Raw genomic sequence first — 18,048 nt, forward strand, 5'->3', positions numbered from 1 at the left:
GGTCTATTACCGTTCGGTCAAGGCGCCTCCGAAGATCCAGGAGGCGATCGCCGCACCCGTGAAAGCCCTTATCGAAGCGGAGCCGTCGTTCGGCTATCGGACCGTCGCAGGCCTGCTTGGCATGAACAAGAACACGGTCCAGCGCATCTTTCAGCTCAAGGGCTGGCAGGTGCGCAAACGGCCGATTGGCCAGCGTCCACGTATCCAGGCACTGCCCTCGGTCGCCACCCGGCCGGACGAGCGCTGGTCGACGGATCTGTGCCGGGTCTGGGGTGGCAAGGACGGCTGGCTCAGCTTGGCGTTGGTCATCGATTGCCATACCCGCGAACTTCTTGGCTGGCATTTGTCGCGCAGTGGGAAGGCCAGCACGGCCGCCGGTGCGCTGGAGCAAGCCCTGATCAGCCGCTTCGGCACCTTGGGCAAGGTCAACGCGCCCTTCCTTCTTCGGTCGGACAACGGCTTGGTTTTTACCAGCCGAAAATACACCAACCTGGTCCGCAGCTATGGCTTGCAGCAAGAGTTCATCACGCCGCATTGCCCGCAGCAGAACGGCATGGTCGAGCGGGTCATCCGCACCTTGAAGGAGCAGTGCGTGCACCGACATCGCTTCGAAAGCCTGACCCATGCGATGCGCACGATTGGCGACTGGATCCACTTCTACAACCATCAGCGACCCCATCAGGCGCTGAAGATGAAAACACCCGCTGAGGCATATGCGTTAGCGGCGTGACCTGTGCAGGAAGTGGTGGGTCATTACAGATGCGGAATCGCCAACGGGCCGGCCGCCGACCACTGGCACCTATGCCAGCATCGCAAGCCTGCCCAATTCAGCCCTTGCGGCGTGCCCGCAGATCCGAGCGAACGCGATGCAGTCCCCGGTAAATCCATCGCACCGGCGCATACATCCGGAAGCCCGCCGTCGCACGGGTCGCGCGCACGGCGTACAACGAGCCGCAAGCCTCCGCGCGCGTCGCCAGCAGTCGCTTGTACTGGTTATCTCCGTAGCCGAAGCTGATCCGCTCGCCGGGGAAACGATCGAGCAGCGCCCGCACGGCCTGAAACACGGCCACCGACCCGATGCCGACCTTCGCCACCTCTTCGTCATAGCCAAGGTCGTCGACGAGGTAGGTTCCCCCGAGGCGATAACCGTGGACGTAGGCCAGCGGTCTGCCGTCGCGCAGCACGACATGACCGATCAATTGCCCGGCGGCAGCGAGCCTTCCGAACAGCGCGACCCGCTCAGGCGCCTCCCAGTCCATCGGCAGGTCGGCATGGTGCCAGGTCTTCGCGTACACCTCGTTCATCAGGCGACAGTATTCGGGCATGTCTTCGGGCCGGTCGAACGTGCGCAAGGCCGCGTCGCCGCCGAGCTTCCGATAGGCGCGGCCCACACGCTGGGTCAGATCCGTCCGCTTCTTCTTGTCCATCGCCGAGAGCCACGCTTCCGACGAGACCTGCGGATCGATCGACCAGTGCACCTGGTCCAGCAGATGCGCAGCCACCGTACGAAAGCCGCCGCGAGCTAGTGACTCCGCAAACGGATTGGGCAGGTCCGCCTCCTGCACGCGCACCACACGGACGCTGCTGTCGCCCGCCAGCTGGCGTGACACGGCGACGCTGACGACACCGCGCTCGGCCTCCCCGGCGACGACGCCAGACCCAAGCAATCGCAACGCGGCCCCGCGATAGAGGCGCACACGCCGCCCCGCGAGATCCAGCCGCGCCGTGTGTTCGATCGCAAGCAAAGGTGCATAGCCGACCACCCTCCCCCCGGCATCGCGCACCACGATCACGTACGGCACGGTGCCATCCTGGCGACTCTCGACCTCATACGCGATCCAGTCCGGATGCTGCACGATACCGCTGGCCGCGCCGGGCCGTTCAGCGACGCGGGCCAGTTCATCGCGGTAGCCGCGCAAGGTCTCGAGGGAACGTACGATGCAACAGACGTAACTCATGGGCTGGCCTTGGACACTGCCGGCGGGATGAATTCGAGGGCACGGATCAACCAGCGACCCGGCCGACCGAGGCCTCGGCCGATGCCGGCCATCAGCTGCACGTCGTCTCCGGTCCAGTAACGGACCAGGACGCTACCCGGCACGTAGAGCACAACGAACACGGCGCAGCCGCCGAGGAAGCCGACACGTGACGGTATAGCGGCGGTGGTCGCCCATGCCGCCAGCGTCGCCACGCTGCCCACGGCGAACAGACGGGCCATGGCCGCCACCGGCAGCGCGCCGCTGGTCGCCTTGCGCAGGTAGTGCACCGCAAGCACCATCTCGACGACACGTGTCCCCGCGTAAGTCACGACTGCGCCGGATAGCCCGATAACGGGGATCAGCGCCACACCGAGAACCGCGTTGGCGACGAGCGCCACGGTGGCGATGCGTACACGGTCATCCTGTCGGTCCACCACGGTCTGAAAGGCCGCGATACCGTTGCCGATCAACAGCAGCCCACCCAGCACCAGCGTGGCCTCGATCGCGGGAATCGCATCGAGGTAGCGCGTGCCGTACATGAGGCGCACGATCTCGGGCGTCGTGACGAGGCCGAGCCCGGCGATGGCGATGCCCACCGCCCAGTAGAACCGCGTCGCCTCGGCAAGAAAACGCGCCGCGCGCGCACTGCCGCTCTCCCCGTACGACTTGGCCATGTAGGGAAGCAGCGTCGACGTGAGCCCGACCGAGAACAACTGCACCGCGCCGCGCGTCAGCGTGCCCGCAATCGCGAAGTAACCCACCGCGACCGATCCCGAGAACGTGTTGAGCAGAAAGATCTCGATCGTTCCCACACGAAACGAGCCCATCAGCACCAGCACGGCCGTGAGTTTCAGGTGGCGGTTCACCCGCGCATTCAGCGTGGGAGGAATCGGTCCGGAAGCGAAATCCCGGCAATAACGGCGGTAGACCAGCCGGTTGACCAGGTTGAGGATCAGGCACGCCACCGCGAACAGCGCGACAAACGATAGCAGGTCGGCATGCATGAGCATGGCCGCAAGCACGAGCGACATCCCCAGGATGCCGCCGATCACCGTCGCCACCGCTTCGGGCTCGAAGCGTTCCTGTCCTTTGCCGATGGCCACCAGCATCGCGTAGTTGGCCTTGGCGACCACGGCCACGACGACCAGCGCCATGATCGGTAGAAGGGACGCATCCCACTCGGCGGGCCGGAACAACCAGCCGATCACGAGGAACAGACCGATGACGCTCGCCGAACTCCACGTCTGGATGCGTGAAAAGCGCGCCGCGAGACTGGACGCGAGCCCGGGGTCGCCCATGCCATCCGCCTCGGCGATGAACTTGGTCGATGACGTGGTCAGCGCGTGGTTGGAGCAGACGATCAGCCAGCCACACAGCCACACGGTAAACGCATAGCGGCCGAAGTCGCCCGGACCCAGGGCGCGTGCGATCCACACACTCATCAGCAGCCCGAGCGCGTACTCGATGTACGTGGACACCGTGACGATGCCCACGCTGCGCAGGACATCGAGGCGGCGGGTCATGGCGACGTCCGTGCAAGCGAGTCGGTCAGCCCCGCACCCGCCGGCTGGCGCATCATCCACTGCGCCACCCCCGCACCGCGGTTGTTCCAGTTGAACCGGCGTAACGTGTCCGAAATGGCGGCGCATGCCGGTGCGTAGGATGACGACAAGGCGGCAAACCGCTTCTTCAGCAGCGCGGCCTGCGCCGGATCCGTCTCGAAGTAGTAGGCGGCCGCGACGGGGAGGCCTAGTTCGACGTTGTGCCCGTCGCTGTACCAGCCTTCCGACTCCTGGATCTTCATCAGGGCTGCCGGTGTCGCCTTCGATGACGACCAGTACCAGGCGATCTGCCCGCCCGGCCCCGAGCATTCGTTGCGCCAGTCATGCGGATGCACGAGCAACGCCGGGTCGATCCACCCGTAGCGTTCGAGGTAACGCCCGAAGGCGGTGATCATCGCGGGGATGCGCGGATCCTGCGTCGCCAGCCATGCATGCCAGAGACCGTCCACGATGTTCTCGCTCATCCAGGGCGAGGCACCGCGTACGTCATCGGCACCGTCGGGATCGTTTTCATGCACGTTCCAGCTGTTGCGCCAGGAGCCGTCGTCGCCGAGCCCGTCGGGGTTATGTCGTTGCTGCTCGTCGAGCCAGCCGACGCGAGCGAGTACGCGATCGCGATAACGTGCATCGCCCGTGAGCTCGTACGCGGCAACGGTCTCGATGAGACCCAGGCCGGCAAGTCGCTCGGTGAAGTAGTCAGTCGGGTGCCGGTATGGACCTGGCGGTCCGTTCCAGCCGCCGCTGTGCCAGAGGTCGGCCATCTTGCCGACTAGGGCGGCGTCGTGCATCGAGTCGTCTCCGCTCAGCGCGACCGCGAGCAGGATGGGTTCGATATAGACGTACTTCACGTCGCACGGTTTGCCGTCGGGCAGCCATCCCCCGGCGCATGACGGGCTGACTGGAACGCCGTCACGCTTGATGCCCGCCATGTACCAGCGATAGCTCGCCTCGGCCGCCTCGAGATAATCGGCGCGGCCGGTGCGCACGTACGCTTTGAACAATGTGGAAGGCCGGTCGAAGAGCCAGGCGGTGCTGTCCTTGACCGGGAGTTCCTTCGCCCAGCGGAACTGCGCATCCACGTAGCGCGCGTAGGCTTCGTCGCGGGCGGCCACCGACTGCGGGCCGGCGATCAGTGAGGCGGTGAGCCATTCGGGCGTGAGCGCGGCGATCGCTTTGGGCCTGTCGTCGATCAGGCCTTGCGCGTAGGGCCAGCCGGGAGCATCCATCGCGCGAGGTGTGCCGAGTTCGAAGCGATAAATCCCGGCGGTGGCGCGGAACTGGACGCGGACGGCGCGGATGCCGCCGGCGCCGGTGTGCCACTGGAGGGTCGGGACGACGGATGCGGGGACTTCATTGCCTTTGACGTCGACGATGCGAAGAAGCCTGGGGTCGCGGAGGGTGCCGGGTGGGAAAGGGATGCCTACGGTGACCTGGACGGGGGTCGTGTCGGAAGTGCGGCGGGTTACCGTGATTTGCTGGGTACCGGGGCCGGGTTGTTTCGCGACCAGGGTCGCTCCTGCCGGAGCGGGTGACGCGCCGCTGACGGGTGACAGGCCCGCCGCGACGGCGGCAAGCAGAAGGCCGATGACGATGAGCACGTGGCGGGACATCGCTTGAGATGCGCCCGGCGTCGCCCGCCGTGTCTCGCGCACGACCCCGTGCCAGCCGCGCCGACGCTGGAAGGAACGTGCGTTCATGCGACCGACGCGACAGGCGCGTGCAACCCCGCCAGGCGGTACTCCCAGTCCAGGGCGGTACGGACGATGAAGTCGAGATCGTCGTGGCGCGGTCGCCAGCCGAGCACGTCGCGCAGCCGGTCGCTGCACGCGATGAGCTTGCCGATGTCTCCGGGCCGGCGCGGCAGTTCCAGCACGTTGAGCGCATGGCCGCCCGCGCGCGCCACGGCATCGACGACCTCGCGCACGCTGTAGCCGTGCCCGTAGCCGCAGTTCAGGGTGAGTGAATCGCCACCGTCGCGCAGATGATCCAGCGCGCTCAGATGAGCGGCGGCCAGATCGTCGACGTGGATGTAGTCACGCACGCCCGTGCCGTCCGGCGTGTCGTAGTCGGTGCCGTAGATGGACACGCACTGACGCTTGCCCACGGCGTGTTCGCACGCCACTTTGATCAGCAACGTGGCCAGCGGAGTGCTGTGGCCGATGCGTCCGAGCGGGTCGCAACCGGCGACATTGAAGTAGCGCAGGATGACGTGCCGCATCGCTCCCGTTGCGCACCAGTCGCGCAACATCGTTTCGGACATCAGCTTCGATGTGCCGTAAGGATTGGCGGGACACGTCGGCGTCGTTTCATCGGCGACGCCGGCTTCCGTGGCACCGTAGACCGCCGCCGTCGACGAAAAGATGAACTTGTCCACGCCGGCCGCCGCACACGCCGCCAGCAGGTTGCGGGTATTGCAGGTGTTGTTGCCGTAGTACTTCAGCGGATCGCTGACCGACTCCGGCACCACCGTATGTGCCGCGAAGTGCAGGACCGCATCGACGCGATGCGCTTCCAGAACCCGCGAGACGAGGTCGCCGTCGCCCACATCGCCTTCGACCAGGGACGCGCCGCGCACGGCCTCGCGGAATCCCGTGGAGAGGTTGTCGATCACGACGACCCGGTCGCCCCGCGCGACCAGCTGCTGCACCGTGTGGCTGCCGATATAACCGGCACCGCCGGTGACCAGGACCGTATTCATGGAGACCTCCCGGCCGTGGCCGGTGGGAAGTTGCGGGCGAGCCAGCCGCCGATGCCGTCGAGCAGACGGGCGCGGTCGCCGGTGAGGATGTACGTGTGGTCGGTCTCGGCCAGGTACCGCGTGGTGACCGACGGATGGCTCATCACCTTGCCAAAGCACTCGCGGAACTGACGCGCGTGATTGAAATAGTTGCTGATGCCACCCGAGTAGACGAGGTAGAGCTTCATGCCCCGCCCCACCATGCCGGTGAAATCGGCGATCACCTGATCGCGGGGCGCGGGTGCCACCGCGAACACGGGCTCGGGTGCCGCCTTGTCGGTACCCCCGCCACCCGGACGCCCGCGCAGCCAGCGCGTCCAGCGGCCGGGATCCGCCACACGCGGCAGGTAGTGACGAAGCTTGTAGCCGAGCGTGCGATACGCGTATCCGTCGAGGAATACCGCTCCCGAGACACGCGGATCGGTCGATGCCACGACATGTGCGTTCTGCGCGCCCGAACACAGGCCAACCAGCACGAAACGCTCGCAACCCGCCCGGTTTTTCATCAGAACCATCGCGTCGTCGAGATCCGCGCAGACCTGCTGGGTACGGGTCATGCCGCCGCCCGTGGCACCGCTGTCGCCAAGCGTCGACATGTCGAATCGAAGTGTCGGGTAGCCAGCCGCGTTGAGCTGGCGGGTCAGTTCCACGTGCAGCCGGAAGGGACCGATGCGATGCACCAGTCCCGCGTTCAGCACGATGACCCCGGTCTCTCCGCGCGCGCCTTCCGGCACACCCGCGATACCGACCAGGTGCCGTGCACGACCGAATCGATGAGCTTCCTCACGCATCACGCGACCTCCTTCAGGCGACCGGTGACCGCCTGGATGAGCGGCTGCGACAGGATCGCGGTCTCGAGTCGCCGCAAGTCGTTCCATGGGGTGGACTGACCCAGCGACTGCGCATCCAGCACGAGCGTAGGCACGGCCGGCGTGGCGACGCGTAACGCGCCGAGCTGACGCCGCAAGCTGTCGCCGATGTCGAAGCCCAGCCATTGCTCAGCCACATCGGCGTGGCTGCGCGGTCGCGTAAAGCGCTCGCCGTCCTCGCGCAGGGCGGCCTGCATGGCGTCCAGCGCCGCCACGTGATCGCCTCCATCGAGCACGGGATCCCATGCGATGACTTCCGTGAAACCGGCCCGACCCGCCGCGGCCATGGCGATGCTGCCACCCAGCCGTGCACCGAAGGCGACGACGCGATCGATACCGGCGCGTCTGCGCAACTCCGCGGCGGCCGTCACGGTGTCCTCGACGCAGCGCGACCAGTCCACCTCGCCACTGCCGCCAGCGGCGTCGCCGGTACCGTGGTAGTCGAAGCGCAACACGGGGACTCCCTGCATCGCCAGCGCTTGCGCGAGCTGACGATACAGGCGATGGCAGCGGATCAGGTCCTGCCCCAGCGAGGGGCACATCAGCAACGCGCGACGCGCCGTCGGCGTACCCGCGTGATACATGCCGAACAGGCCGTCGTCGGCACCGAAAAAGAACGGCAGGTCGAGGTCGCCATGCATGCTCATCTCCGGTAGACCACGCCGATGAAGAATTCCGCCTCGCGATAGCTCTGGCCCACGGCGTCGCTCGTACGCCGCTCGCGTGCGACGGAGGCGTGCCAGCTCCAGTGCCGATTGATCTGTTTGCCCAGATCCAGGCCCAGCCGGACCGTGTTGTCCTTACGGCTGAGCGTGTCGTAGGTGACGCGGTCATAGGTGGCGAAGCCCGAGAGCGTCAGCGTGGGGTTGAGCCGGTAGCCGATACCCACGCTCAGCCCGCGTCCCGTCTGATCGAAGGTGGGGTCGTCCAGATAACTCAGCTTGTTCAGGGCCGGCGACACCGTCATGGTCAGCCGCTCACCGCGCCAGTTCCAGGTCGCTTCGAGACGGCGCTCCTTGTACACCTCCGAGCCGATCACCGCGCTGCCCACGCCGATGCCCGTGCCGGTCGCCCCCCTTCCCAGTCCGCCCGTGTTGGCGAACGGATCGATCGCTTCGGCGCGGTCGGCGGTCAGGCCCGCACCGTAGGCACCCGGCGTCGTGATCAGATCCTGCGCGGCGTCCGCATATTGATAAGCGCCCGCCACGGTCAGCGCGTTGCGCAGGGTCGGCTGCCAGCCGACCTGCAGGCGTACGACGGGAGCCGACGTGCTGCGTCCCTGGTCGAACGACAGTCGCGTCCCGCCTACCAGCACGTCCGCATCGAAATGCGCCAGCGTGCTCGTGTAACGCACGAAGGCCTCTTTGCGATCGTAGTCGGCCGTGCTCGGCTGATGGGTGAAACCGACCCGCTGAAACTCCACGTTGCCGGATAGCTGATCGGTCGGGCTCAGATCGCGATAGACACGAAAAGCCGCCATGCCGCGGGACGAATCGAATTCATCCACTTTCGATGCGTAGCTGTTGATATACCGCAATTCGAACTGACCGCGCGCCGCATCGCCGAAGCGCATGCGCAGCGTAGGGCCGAGCACGATCACGTTGGTCTGCTGCTGGTTGTCGGGCGAGTCGGCCGACAGCTGATCCACCGGCTGCACGCCCGCGTAGTCCTCGACCGAAAAATCCAGCCGCTCCGGAGCGATCGTCCAGTTGGCCTGCGCGCCGAACTGTGTCTGCGTCTGCGAATCGAAGTGGTTTTCGAGATACTTACGGTGTTCGAAGGTTCCCGCCACGTTGGCCTGAAACGTCGAACCCAGCTGCGTGAACTGGAATGTCCCTCCGGGCGTCAGCACGTTCTCGCTCAGGGGCCGGTCCGACGACAAGGCGATGTTGTTGCTGTGCTCGATCCCGCCATACAGGGTGTAATCGAAGGTCCCGGCAAGCACCGCCGTCGGTGCGACCGTGAGTCCGATCACGATGGCCTGCGCGAGCCTGGTCGATGCCGGCATGATCCCTCCCCCTGCCCTTCGGTCCACGTCACGGCGACTGATTGAAGACGACGCCCGCCAGCTTGGCCGGATCGAAATTCGCCACCGCCTGATTGATCGCCGCGGGCGTATCGCGTCCGTAGCCCGCGACCACCACCACGAAGTCGGCGAGGTCGGCCAGGATGCGCGCGTCGGGTGAACCCCTGACCGACGGACCGTCCAGGAACAGGTAGCGGTCGCTGTAGCGACAACGCAGCGAGTCCAGCACGGCGCGCATGCGGAACGACGAGAAGTATTCGCCGCTGTTCTCGCGCGACCTGCCGGCGGGAATCAGGCGCATCCGCGGCACGCCGGTCGGATACATGATCGAAGCGATGCCGCGCGACGGATGTTCGAGGAAATCGATAAGACCGCCCGTGCGTGGCTCGATACCGAACGCCTTGTGCTGATTCGGGTAGCGCAGGTTGCAGTCGACCAGCAGGCTCGTCTTCGACTCGTCGAAAGCGAACGCGGTGGCCAGGTTGCGCGTCACGAAGCTCGCACCCGACCGCGGGCTCACCGCGACGACCAGGGTGATGAAGTTGTTTTCGCCCGCCATTTCCAGCAACCGCGTGCGGATGCCCCGGAAGGCATCCGACTGCTGTCGGACGGACTCCTCGCGATGGATGAGGCGTTTGCGCTCGCAGTCGATCGGCGCCAGCGCCCCGTCCGCCTCGCGCATGCGCGCTATGGAGTGACCCGGCGTGGCACGCGGGTCGACGTGCGGGTGCTCGGCATGCCCGGGTTCGATCGGTTCGGCGGCCAGTTTGTTCATGAGTCAGCCCTTCATCCTCAACCAGAACAGCAGCAGGTAGACGGCACCGACGCCGGTGACGATGAGCGCCAGCAGCATGTTCTGCAGGTGCTCACGGCGGCGGTCGCGCGGCGTGGGATAGAACGGAATGGTGGCCAGCACGGGAAAGCCCGTGGCCCGCTCGAGCTGGCCGACCGAACGCACGCGGGGATCGAAACGCGCCACCGCGAACAGCAGACCGAACGGAACCGCCAGCGACAAGGCGACACCCGCCAGACCGAAGTGCATGAAACGCAGGCCCGACGGCACCAGTGGCAACACGGCCGGGTCCTGCACCTGAAAGGTCAGTCCGCGCTGCTCGGCGTCGAGATTCATGGAGACGCGCGCGTTCTCGCGCCGCTTGAGCAGATCCTGATAGACGTCGCGATTGACCGTGTAGTCGCGCGTCAGCTCGGCGGTCACGTTTTCCGAGTTGGCGATGCGCTTGCTGCGCTCCAGCTCGGACTGAAGCATCGACTCGCTGGCGCTCACCCGGGCCGAGGCGGCGGCGGCATCGCTGCGGATCGTCGCCAGCTGCACGCGCATCTGCTGGTTGACCGGATTCATGGTGACCATCCGGTCGACCGTGCCGCCACCCACCGCACGGCTTGCATCGGCGCTCTGCATCTGCGTCCGCACATCCTCGATCTGGTGACGCAGGCGGACGACGTCCGGGTAGGAGTCCGTATAGGTGAGCAGGAGCTTGTCGAGCTGCGACTGCATCTCGGCCAGCTGGGCCTGGTAGATGCCACCGACGGTCTGCACGGCGTTGACCTCGGACTCGCCGCTGAGTTGCGCATTCAGCGCCGCGGCCTGGGACTGCTTCTGCATCGCGTCCATGCGGTTGTTCTCGATCTGCGTACGCAGGGCGCTGATGCGGGAATTGGTGTCGATATCGCTACCGGGACGCGCATCGGCATTGGTGTCGCGATACGCCTTCAGCTTGTCCTCGGCGTCGGTGAGCTTGCCGCGATAGGCCTCGACCTGGCTGTTGATGAACTCGTAGGCGTCGCGGCTTTCCCGCTGCTTGGAGAGCAGGCTCTCGCTGATGAACAGCTGGCCGAAGGCACGGGTCACCTCGAAGGCACGCCGCGGGTCGGAGTCGAAATAGCTGATGGTGATCAGATTCTCGCGGTTGTTGACGATCTTCGTGCGTGCCTTGATGCTCTCGATGAGCCTGTCGCGCTCGATGGGGGACGGTGAAGAGGCCAGCCACCCGCCGGTCCGCAACACCTCATCGAGCACGCGGCGACTGAAGATCACGTCGCGTGCCATGCCGGCGCGGTTCTTGTTCGCCGTCGCCGACGCCGCGCCTTCCATCAGCGGCGTGATGATGCTCGCGTCCTGCGCGAGGATGGTCGTGGATGCTTCGTACTTTTTCGGCCATACCGCACCGATACCCAGCGCGGCCAGCGCGATCACCGCGAAGGTGACGCCCATCGCGACGCGCCGTCTGCGCGCCTCGCCGATCAGTGCGGGCAGCATGCCCGCGAAAGGAACGAGTTCCCCGCTCATCGATGTACCCCTTAAAACGCGCGTTGCGGCACGGTGATCACGTCGCCGGGCTGTACCGGGTAGTTGTTGGCCAGATCGCCCTGCTGCAGGATCTTTTCCAGCCGCACGGCGTATGCCTGGGTGGCACCGGCCTCGTTGTGCCGATAGAGCTCGGTGCGATCGGGCGCCGCGAATTCGGTGGTGCCGCCGGCGGCGAGTACCGCATCCAGCACTGTCATGCCCTGCCGGTACGGCATGGAGATCGGGCTCCGCACGGCGCCCGTCACCCGCACACGGGACAGGTACTCATGGCTGCGCAGCGCGGTAAGGATCACGGCGACCTGAGGATCGCGGATGTACTGCACCAGCTTCTGCTGAATTTCCGCACCGACCTGATCGGTCGTACGCCCACCGGCGGCGATGTCGCCGACCAGCGGCACGGTGATCTTGCCGTCGGGACGGACCGGCACGCTGACGCTCAGGTCCGGGTTATGCCAGACGGTGATCTGCAACTGGTCGTCCACGCCGATCAGATAGGACGCGACGACCGGGCTGGTCGCGTCCATCTTCGGTGGCGGAAGGTTGCTTCCCCCGGTGGCGCAGGCCGTCAGCCAGAGAGTGGCTGCGACGGCGGCGACGCGATTCCAACGCTTCATACGGACACCTACCCCTGTGACTTCGCTCGGTCCGTATCGTCATTTCAACCGGGGGCCGCGTCCATTCAACAGCCCGCCTATGCCATTCGACCGACGGGTGATCCTCGGCGTTTTACGCCATGATCGCGTCCAACATGGATATCGCCGCACGCCTCCTCCATCCCGCCGTGCAAGCGTTGCTGCTGGCTCTGTGTTCGACGGCGTTCGTGCTGTGTCGGCGTCCGCGTGCGGCGTGCGCACTCGCAGCGATCGCGCTGGTGTGGATCTGGCTGGCCGCGACGCCGGCACTGGCCTTGCGTCTGCGCGATGGACTGGTGGCCGGTGCAGCGGAGACGTCGCGGCACGCCGATGCGATCGTCGTGCTTGGCGGCGGCAAGCTTCCGGTCGGGGACTGGTCACACACGACGACCCGGGCAGGCATGGGGCTGTCGTTATGGCGAGCCGGATGGGCACCGCTGGTGCTGGTGTCGGGCAGCGACCAGGCGATGGACCTCGCGCAGGGTTTCGGACACTCGGGCATGCCGGATGGCGATCTGCGCATCGAAGCGACCAGCCGGAACACGCACGAGAACGCGCGCAACTCGGCCGCCATACTCAAAGCCGAAGGGCTGCGCCATGTGTTACTGGTGACCTCGGCGGTTCATATGCGCCGGGCGGCCGGATGCTTCCGGCATGAGGGTATCGAGGTGACGCCTGTGGCCGCCGACGATCGTCATGCCTTGCTGGCCGCGGCGCCACCATGGATTCCAACGCGCGGTGCGCTCACCCTGACCGCTCGTGCTCTGCACGAGTATGTGGCCTTATGGATCTACGAACGCCGCCAATGGATATAGCCCGTAGCGGTCCGTCGCTCTCAGCGGTCGCCTGTCTCGATCTGCAGTGACGTCTTGCTGTCACGACGAACGAGCCCCGGACCGAACTGGGTGACGTTTCCGTCCTTCAGCACAACGGTGTAGTCCTTATGGGAGAAGGAGAAGCGGCCGGGACGGCGGTCCAGCCAGCTCATCACCTCGTAGCCGATGATCGTGCGATCGGAATCGGCCGGGCCGAGTCGATCCAGCACCTCGTCGCGGGGCATTCCCACGTCGAGCCGGGCGACCTTCGACGCCATGCCCGCACAACCGGCGACCCCCAGGGCGAGGACGGTCACGACGATCGCCTGCTTCATCCTCACTCGCGTACCTCGCATGGGTCGGCATTCACCGGATGGTAACGCACCGGCGCAAGTCCATGCGACCTCGCCGGATCAACGAACGGTGGTCGCGGGAGCTGGCATCGGGACGGCTGCCTGACCGACCGGCTTGCCGTGCGCATCCAGCGTATGTCCCTGCGCATCGACGCCATGGGCGTTGGCACGCTGAACGCGCTGCGTCACGCCGGTCGCCGCGCCATCCGTGCTGGCGGCAGCGCCTGCAGCCCCGGTGGTGTTCAAGCCGCGCTCCGTCGCACCCGCTTCCGAACGTGCAGGCACCGCGGCAGCCGCGGGATTCGCCTGATGCAGCATGCCCGGTGAGCCGACCAGAGGCGCCGATGACGACGCGGGTGCCGTCACCGGTTTGGGAGCGGGCGCGCTGGCCGGATTCCCTGTCTGCGACGAGCGCGGATTCGTCGCCGTCTGTGCCATGGCGGCCGTGGCGGCGAAGACCAGGGATAGCAGGAACATGGGACGCGGACGCATGGCGTTTCCTCGATGCGCCGACAGCGGCGCGTGACAGATCCACGCTAACCCCTCCGGTGTGAAGCCCGCGCGTCCCTGTTAGGCTTCCACGATCCCGCTTCGGAGACCTGGAATGCTGCTTGCCCTTGCCCTCGCCCTGGCCACCGACAACGCCTTCGACACGCGTGTCCATACCGCGAAGATGCTCGAGAACAACGTCGAAGGGAAACTCTGGCAGGGCAGACTGTGGGACAGCATCGGCAATCCCGCGACGGACGCGCTGAAGGGCTGCATCGCCAGCAATATGCCGGCGGCCGACCGCCGCCCCTTCACCCTGGTGGCCCGCGTGGCCGCGGACGGGCGCAGCAGCGATGTCGACGTACGGCCGAAGTCGACGGTGGCGACCTGCTTTGCCGGGCAGTTCGCCACCTGGACCCTGCCAAAACCGCCGAAGACGCCGACCCCCTATCCGCTGGAGATCGACGTCACGATGGACTGAAGCTCAGTTCAGTTCGTCGGGGTCCGGGCCCATGCGCTTGCCCGCATCGAGCGCGGCGATGGACTTCATCTCATCGGCCGACAGCTCGAAGTCGAACACATCGATGTTCGACGTGATGCGCTCCGGCGTCGCCGACTTCGGAATCACCATATGGCCGAGTTGCACGTGCCAGCGCAGCACCACCTGGGCCGGTGACTTGCCATGCGTCTTGCCGATCGAGACGAGGGTCTCGTTCTTCAGCAAGTCGCCGCCCTGACCCAGCGGGCTCCACGCTTCGGTGATGACGTTGTGCTTCGCGTTCGCCGCGACGACATCGCGCTGGGCGAAATCCGGATGCAGTTCGATCTGGTTCACCACCGGCGCCACACCGGTTTCCTTCACGATGCGCTCCAGATGCGCGGGCTGAAAGTTGGACACGCCGATCGAGCGGATGCGGCCTTCTTCGCGCAGACGGATGAACGCCTTCCAGGTATCCACGTAGCGATCGTGCTTCGGCGTCGGCCAGTGGATCAGATACATGTCGACGTAGTCGGTACCGAGCTTAGCGATGCTCGCATCGAAGGCCTTGAGCGTGGCATCGAAGCCCTGCTCCGAGTTCCAGAGCTTGGTGGTCAGGAAGATATCGCCGCGGGCGACGCCGGAGCGTTCGATGCCCTGGCGTACGCCGGCTTCGTTCTTGTAGATGGCTGCGGTATCGATCGAGCGATAGCCGGCCGCCAGCGCGGCGGATACGGCGTCGGCGGTCTCGCCGTCGGGAATCTGGAAGACACCGAAGCCCAGCTGCGGTGCCTTGTTGCCGTCGTTGAGGTCGAGGACCGGAACGGTAGAGGTCATGCGTCATCTCCTGCGGGGAACCGCCCGATATCATGACGGCGGCCCCGCATTCAACGCGTGACGGGTCAGTCGCCGCGGCTGGCGTAGTGCGTTTCGACGTAGTTGTCGAGGATGGCCACGAACTCGTCGGCGATGTGTTCGCCGCGCAGGGTCATGGCCTTTTCACCGTCGATGAAAACCGGCGCGGACGGAGCTTCGCCGTTACCTGGCAGCGAAATACCGATATTGGCGTGCTTGGATTCGCCGGGACCGTTGACGATGCAACCCATCACGGCGAGGGTGAGGTTTTCGACGCCGTCGTACTTCACGCGCCACACGGGCATCTGCTCGCGCACATGTGCCTGCACGGTCTTCGCCAGTTCCTGGAAAAATTCGCTCGTGGTCCGGCCGCAACCCGGACACGCCGTGACCAGCGGCGTGAACGCGCGCAGGCCCATCGTCTGCAGGAGTTCCTGCGCGACGATGACTTCGGCGGTACGCGACTGGCCCGGTTCCGGCGTCAGCGAGATACGGATGGTGTCGCCGATGCCTTCCTGCAGGAGCACGCCCAGCGCGGCGCTGGACGCTGTGATCCCCTTCGAGCCCATGCCGGCCTCGGTCAGGCCCAGGTGCAGGGCGTAATCGCCGCGGCGGGCGAGATCGCGATAGACGGCGATCAGCTCCTGCACGCCGGAGACCTTGCACGACAGGATGATGCGGTCGCGGGCCAGGCCGAGGTCCTCGGCGCGGGCGGCGGAATCCAGCGCCGAGCGGATCAGCGCCTCACGGGCGACATGGCCGGCGTCCCAGGGATCGGCGCGGCCGGCGTTCTCGTCCATCAGGGCCGCGACCATGCTCTGGTCGAGCGAACCCCAGTTGGCGCCGATGCGGACCGGCTTGTCGTAGCGGATCGCCATCTGGATGATCGAGGCGAACTGGGCGTCCTTCTTCTTGCCGAAGCCGACGTTGCCCGGATTGATACGGTACTTGGCCAGGGCCTCGGCGCAGGCCGGCTCGCCTTCGAGCAGCTGGTGACCGTTGTAATGGAAGTCGCCGATCAGCGGGACCGACACGCCCATCATGTCCAGCCGTTCGCGAATCCGCGGCACGGCCGCGGCCGCGGCCGGCGTGTTCACGGTGATCCGGACCATTTCGGAGCCGGCCCGGGCCAGTTCCGCGACCTGCCTGGTCGTGGACACGGCATCCTCGGTGTCCGTGTTGGTCATCGACTGGACGACGATGGGCGCGCCGCCGCCGACCCGGATACGGTCGACGGAAACACCGGTGCTGGGACGGCGGGCGCCGGCTTCCGCGGGACGCGGGCGGCTGAGAAGGTCTTCGGTCATAGCGGAACATTTTAGCGCAATGGTGTGACTGGAATCCGACTGGCTGCGGCAATCCGGCGGTGGGCGTCCTCGCCTGCCGGCGATTCGACCCGCCTCACCCCCTGCTCATCCTCCGGCCCGATAAACTCGCCCCCCATGAACGCACGTCACCGCACCCACGGCTTCTCGAGCCGCCTCTTCGCCGAACAGGCCCTCAGCCGCAGCGCCGGCGCGCCCCTCATCGGGGGGAACGCCGTCGAGCTGCTGATCGATGCCCAGGCTCACTTCGACGCCTGGCTCAAGGCCATCGCCAACGCCAAGCGCCATATCTTCCTCGAGAACTACATCATCCGCGACGACCGGATCGGCCAGGCTTTCCGCGACGCGCTGGTCGAACGCGCGAAGGCCGGCGTCTTCGTCGCGGTGATCGGCGACTGGGGCGGCTGTCTCGGCCAGTCACGCTCGTCGTTCTGGGCGGCCCTGCGTGAAGCCGGTGGGCAGGTACGCATCTATAACCCGCCGCAGCTGGGCAGCTCGTTCGGCTGGATCAGCCGCGACCATCGCAAGGTTCTGGTGGTCGACGGCGAAGTCGGCTTCCTGTCCGGCGTCTGTCTCAGCGAAAAATGGCTGGGCGATCCCGCCAACGACGTGCCGCCGTGGCGCGACACCGGCGTCGCCCTGCGCGGTCCCGCCGTCGCCGAGATCGAACAGGCCTTCGCGGACAGCTGGCGTGAAGCCGGCGAACCGCTACCCGACGACCCCCGGCTGTCGCCTGTCGCCGGCGCCACCCACGCCGGCGAGGTGTCCTTGCGCGTCATCGCGACCCAGCCCAGCACGGCCGGCATGTATCGCCTCGATCAGATGGTCGCGGCGATGGCGACGAAGACGCTGTGGCTCACCGACGCCTATTTCGTCGGCGTGGCGCCCTATGTGCAGGCCCTCTCCGCCGCCGCTCGCGACGGTGTCGACGTCAGGCTGCTCGTGCCGGGCACCAGCGACATTCCCATGGTCGCCGGCATGTCGCGGTCGGGCTACCGCCCCCTGCTGAAGGCGGGCATCCGCGTCTTCGAATGGAACGGCACGATGCTGCACGCCAAGACGGCCGTGGCCGATGGCCGCTGGGCACGCGTGGGCTCGTCCAATCTCAACATCGCCAGCTGGCTGAGCAACCGCGAGATCGACGTGGCTATCGAGGACGTCGGCTTCGCGACGCAACTGGAGGCGCAGTACGAGAAGGACCTGGAGAACGCGACCGAGATCCTGCTGCATCCCAGGCGCCGCCGCTCCGGAAACGAGCGCGTCCGCAGCCGTGCCCCGCACCCGCCCAGGCCGCGTCACGGTGGTGGAAGTTCGAGCCGCGCCGCCGCGGGGGCCCTGCGAATCGCCAACACCGTGGGCGCGGCCATCTCGCAGCATCGCGTGCTGGGCGATACCGAAACCGGGCCGTTGCTGGCAGGCTTTATCGCGGCGGCGGTGCTGACCCTCGTCGCCATCCTCTGGCCCGCGGTGATCGCATGGCCGCTGGCTCTGATCGGCGCATGGTTTACCGTCAATCTTTCAGTGAGCTGGTGGACGCTGCGCCGCAAGCGCGTGGCGAAGGCCGCCACGGAAGCGCCGCACGACGATTGACCAGCCATC

At 66.5% G+C, this 18,048-nt stretch carries 18 protein-coding genes; 4 read left to right on the plus strand and 14 right to left on the minus strand.

What is annotated here, in order from left to right; all coding sequences use genetic code 11:
* On the plus strand, window positions 1–730 hold a 730-nt coding region (locus tag B5X73_RS08440; RefSeq protein ID WP_079519748.1), incomplete at its 5' end, for an IS3 family transposase.
* 97 nt (window positions 731–827) lie between these two features.
* Here B5X73_RS08440 and B5X73_RS08445 read toward each other — a convergent pair.
* Genes B5X73_RS08445 through B5X73_RS08490 form a run of 10 tightly spaced genes read right to left on the minus strand, consistent with a single transcriptional unit; the run spans window position 828 to window position 12,116 of the window.
* A complete protein-coding gene (locus tag B5X73_RS08445) occupies window positions 828–1,958 on the minus strand; it encodes a GNAT family N-acetyltransferase (protein WP_079521332.1) in 1,131 nt (376 codons plus the stop codon).
* Window positions 1,955–3,502 (minus strand): oligosaccharide flippase family protein, encoded by a 1,548-nt coding sequence (locus tag B5X73_RS08450; protein WP_079521333.1) that lies wholly within the window; start codon window positions 3,500–3,502, stop codon window positions 1,955–1,957. Before B5X73_RS08450 ends, B5X73_RS08445 begins: the two co-directional genes overlap by 4 nt.
* Window positions 3,499–5,238 carry a hypothetical protein gene (locus B5X73_RS21000; RefSeq protein ID WP_176167787.1) on the minus strand — a complete coding sequence of 580 codons (1,740 nt, stop codon included), beginning with the start codon at window positions 5,236–5,238 and terminating at the stop codon, window positions 3,499–3,501. Before B5X73_RS21000 ends, B5X73_RS08450 begins: the two co-directional genes overlap by 4 nt.
* Window positions 5,235–6,239: a UDP-glucose 4-epimerase GalE gene (gene galE / locus B5X73_RS08460; protein WP_079521334.1), complete on the minus strand. Its 1,005-nt coding sequence runs from the start codon at window positions 6,237–6,239 to the stop codon at window positions 5,235–5,237. Before galE ends, B5X73_RS21000 begins: the two co-directional genes overlap by 4 nt.
* Window positions 6,236–7,069 carry an alpha/beta hydrolase family protein gene (locus tag B5X73_RS08465; protein WP_079521335.1) on the minus strand — a complete coding sequence of 278 codons (834 nt, stop codon included), beginning with the start codon at window positions 7,067–7,069 and terminating at the stop codon, window positions 6,236–6,238. The genes galE and B5X73_RS08465 overlap by 4 nt, the downstream gene beginning before the upstream one ends.
* A complete protein-coding gene (locus B5X73_RS08470; protein WP_176167788.1) occupies window positions 7,069–7,788 on the minus strand; it encodes an alpha/beta hydrolase in 720 nt (239 codons plus the stop codon). Before B5X73_RS08470 ends, B5X73_RS08465 begins: the two co-directional genes overlap by 1 nt.
* Window positions 7,789–7,790: 2 nt before the next feature.
* On the minus strand, window positions 7,791–9,155 hold the full coding sequence (locus tag B5X73_RS08475) for an outer membrane beta-barrel protein (protein WP_079521337.1): 1,365 nt from the start codon (window positions 9,153–9,155) through the stop codon (window positions 7,791–7,793).
* Between the two features lie 28 nt (window positions 9,156–9,183).
* Entirely contained in the window at window positions 9,184–9,948 is a 765-nt protein-coding gene (locus tag B5X73_RS08480; RefSeq protein WP_254857260.1) for a P-loop NTPase family protein, read from the minus strand.
* Window positions 9,949–9,951: 3 nt separating this feature from the next.
* Window positions 9,952–11,481: an XrtA system polysaccharide chain length determinant gene (locus B5X73_RS08485; RefSeq protein WP_079521338.1), complete on the minus strand. Its 1,530-nt coding sequence runs from the start codon at window positions 11,479–11,481 to the stop codon at window positions 9,952–9,954.
* An 11-nt stretch (window positions 11,482–11,492) separates the two neighbouring features.
* Window positions 11,493–12,116, minus strand: coding sequence for an XrtA/PEP-CTERM system exopolysaccharide export protein (locus B5X73_RS08490; protein ID WP_079521339.1), 624 nt, complete (start codon window positions 12,114–12,116; stop codon window positions 11,493–11,495).
* A 119-nt stretch (window positions 12,117–12,235) separates the two neighbouring features.
* Here B5X73_RS08490 and B5X73_RS08495 point away from each other — a divergent pair, with 119 nt between their 5' ends.
* On the plus strand, window positions 12,236–12,949 hold the full coding sequence (locus B5X73_RS08495) for a YdcF family protein (RefSeq protein WP_079521340.1): 714 nt from the start codon (window positions 12,236–12,238) through the stop codon (window positions 12,947–12,949).
* 20 nt (window positions 12,950–12,969) lie between these two features.
* Here B5X73_RS08495 and B5X73_RS08500 read toward each other — a convergent pair whose 3' ends face one another.
* Both B5X73_RS08500 and B5X73_RS08505 read right to left on the minus strand, forming a co-directional pair.
* Complete coding sequence (locus tag B5X73_RS08500; protein ID WP_079521341.1) at window positions 12,970–13,284, minus strand: hypothetical protein; 315 nt, start codon at window positions 13,282–13,284, stop codon at window positions 12,970–12,972.
* A gap of 78 nt (window positions 13,285–13,362) precedes the next feature.
* Window positions 13,363–13,794, minus strand: coding sequence for a hypothetical protein (locus B5X73_RS08505; protein ID WP_079521342.1), 432 nt, complete (start codon window positions 13,792–13,794; stop codon window positions 13,363–13,365).
* Between the two features lie 112 nt (window positions 13,795–13,906).
* On the opposite strand from B5X73_RS08505, the gene B5X73_RS08510 reads away from it, so the two are divergent.
* Window positions 13,907–14,272, plus strand: a complete 366-nt coding sequence (locus tag B5X73_RS08510; protein WP_079521343.1) for a hypothetical protein — start codon at window positions 13,907–13,909, stop codon at window positions 14,270–14,272.
* A 3-nt stretch (window positions 14,273–14,275) separates the two neighbouring features.
* On the opposite strand, the gene B5X73_RS08515 is transcribed toward B5X73_RS08510, so the two are convergent.
* Both B5X73_RS08515 and ispG read right to left on the minus strand, forming a co-directional pair.
* Window positions 14,276–15,106, minus strand: a complete 831-nt coding sequence (locus B5X73_RS08515; protein WP_079521344.1) for an aldo/keto reductase — start codon at window positions 15,104–15,106, stop codon at window positions 14,276–14,278.
* 65 nt (window positions 15,107–15,171) lie between these two features.
* Window positions 15,172–16,431, minus strand: coding sequence for a flavodoxin-dependent (E)-4-hydroxy-3-methylbut-2-enyl-diphosphate synthase (gene ispG / locus B5X73_RS08520; RefSeq protein WP_079521345.1), 1,260 nt, complete (start codon window positions 16,429–16,431; stop codon window positions 15,172–15,174).
* A 135-nt stretch (window positions 16,432–16,566) separates the two neighbouring features.
* Between ispG and B5X73_RS08525 the strand changes: the two genes are divergently transcribed.
* On the plus strand, window positions 16,567–18,039 hold the full coding sequence (locus B5X73_RS08525) for a phospholipase D-like domain-containing protein (RefSeq protein WP_079521346.1): 1,473 nt from the start codon (window positions 16,567–16,569) through the stop codon (window positions 18,037–18,039).
* The last annotated feature ends 9 nt before the right edge of the window (window positions 18,040–18,048 follow it).

It is taken from the genome of Luteibacter sp. 22Crub2.1 (assembly GCF_900167995.1).
In the GTDB taxonomy this organism is placed as follows: Bacteria; Pseudomonadota; Gammaproteobacteria; order Xanthomonadales; family Rhodanobacteraceae; genus Luteibacter; species Luteibacter mycovicinus.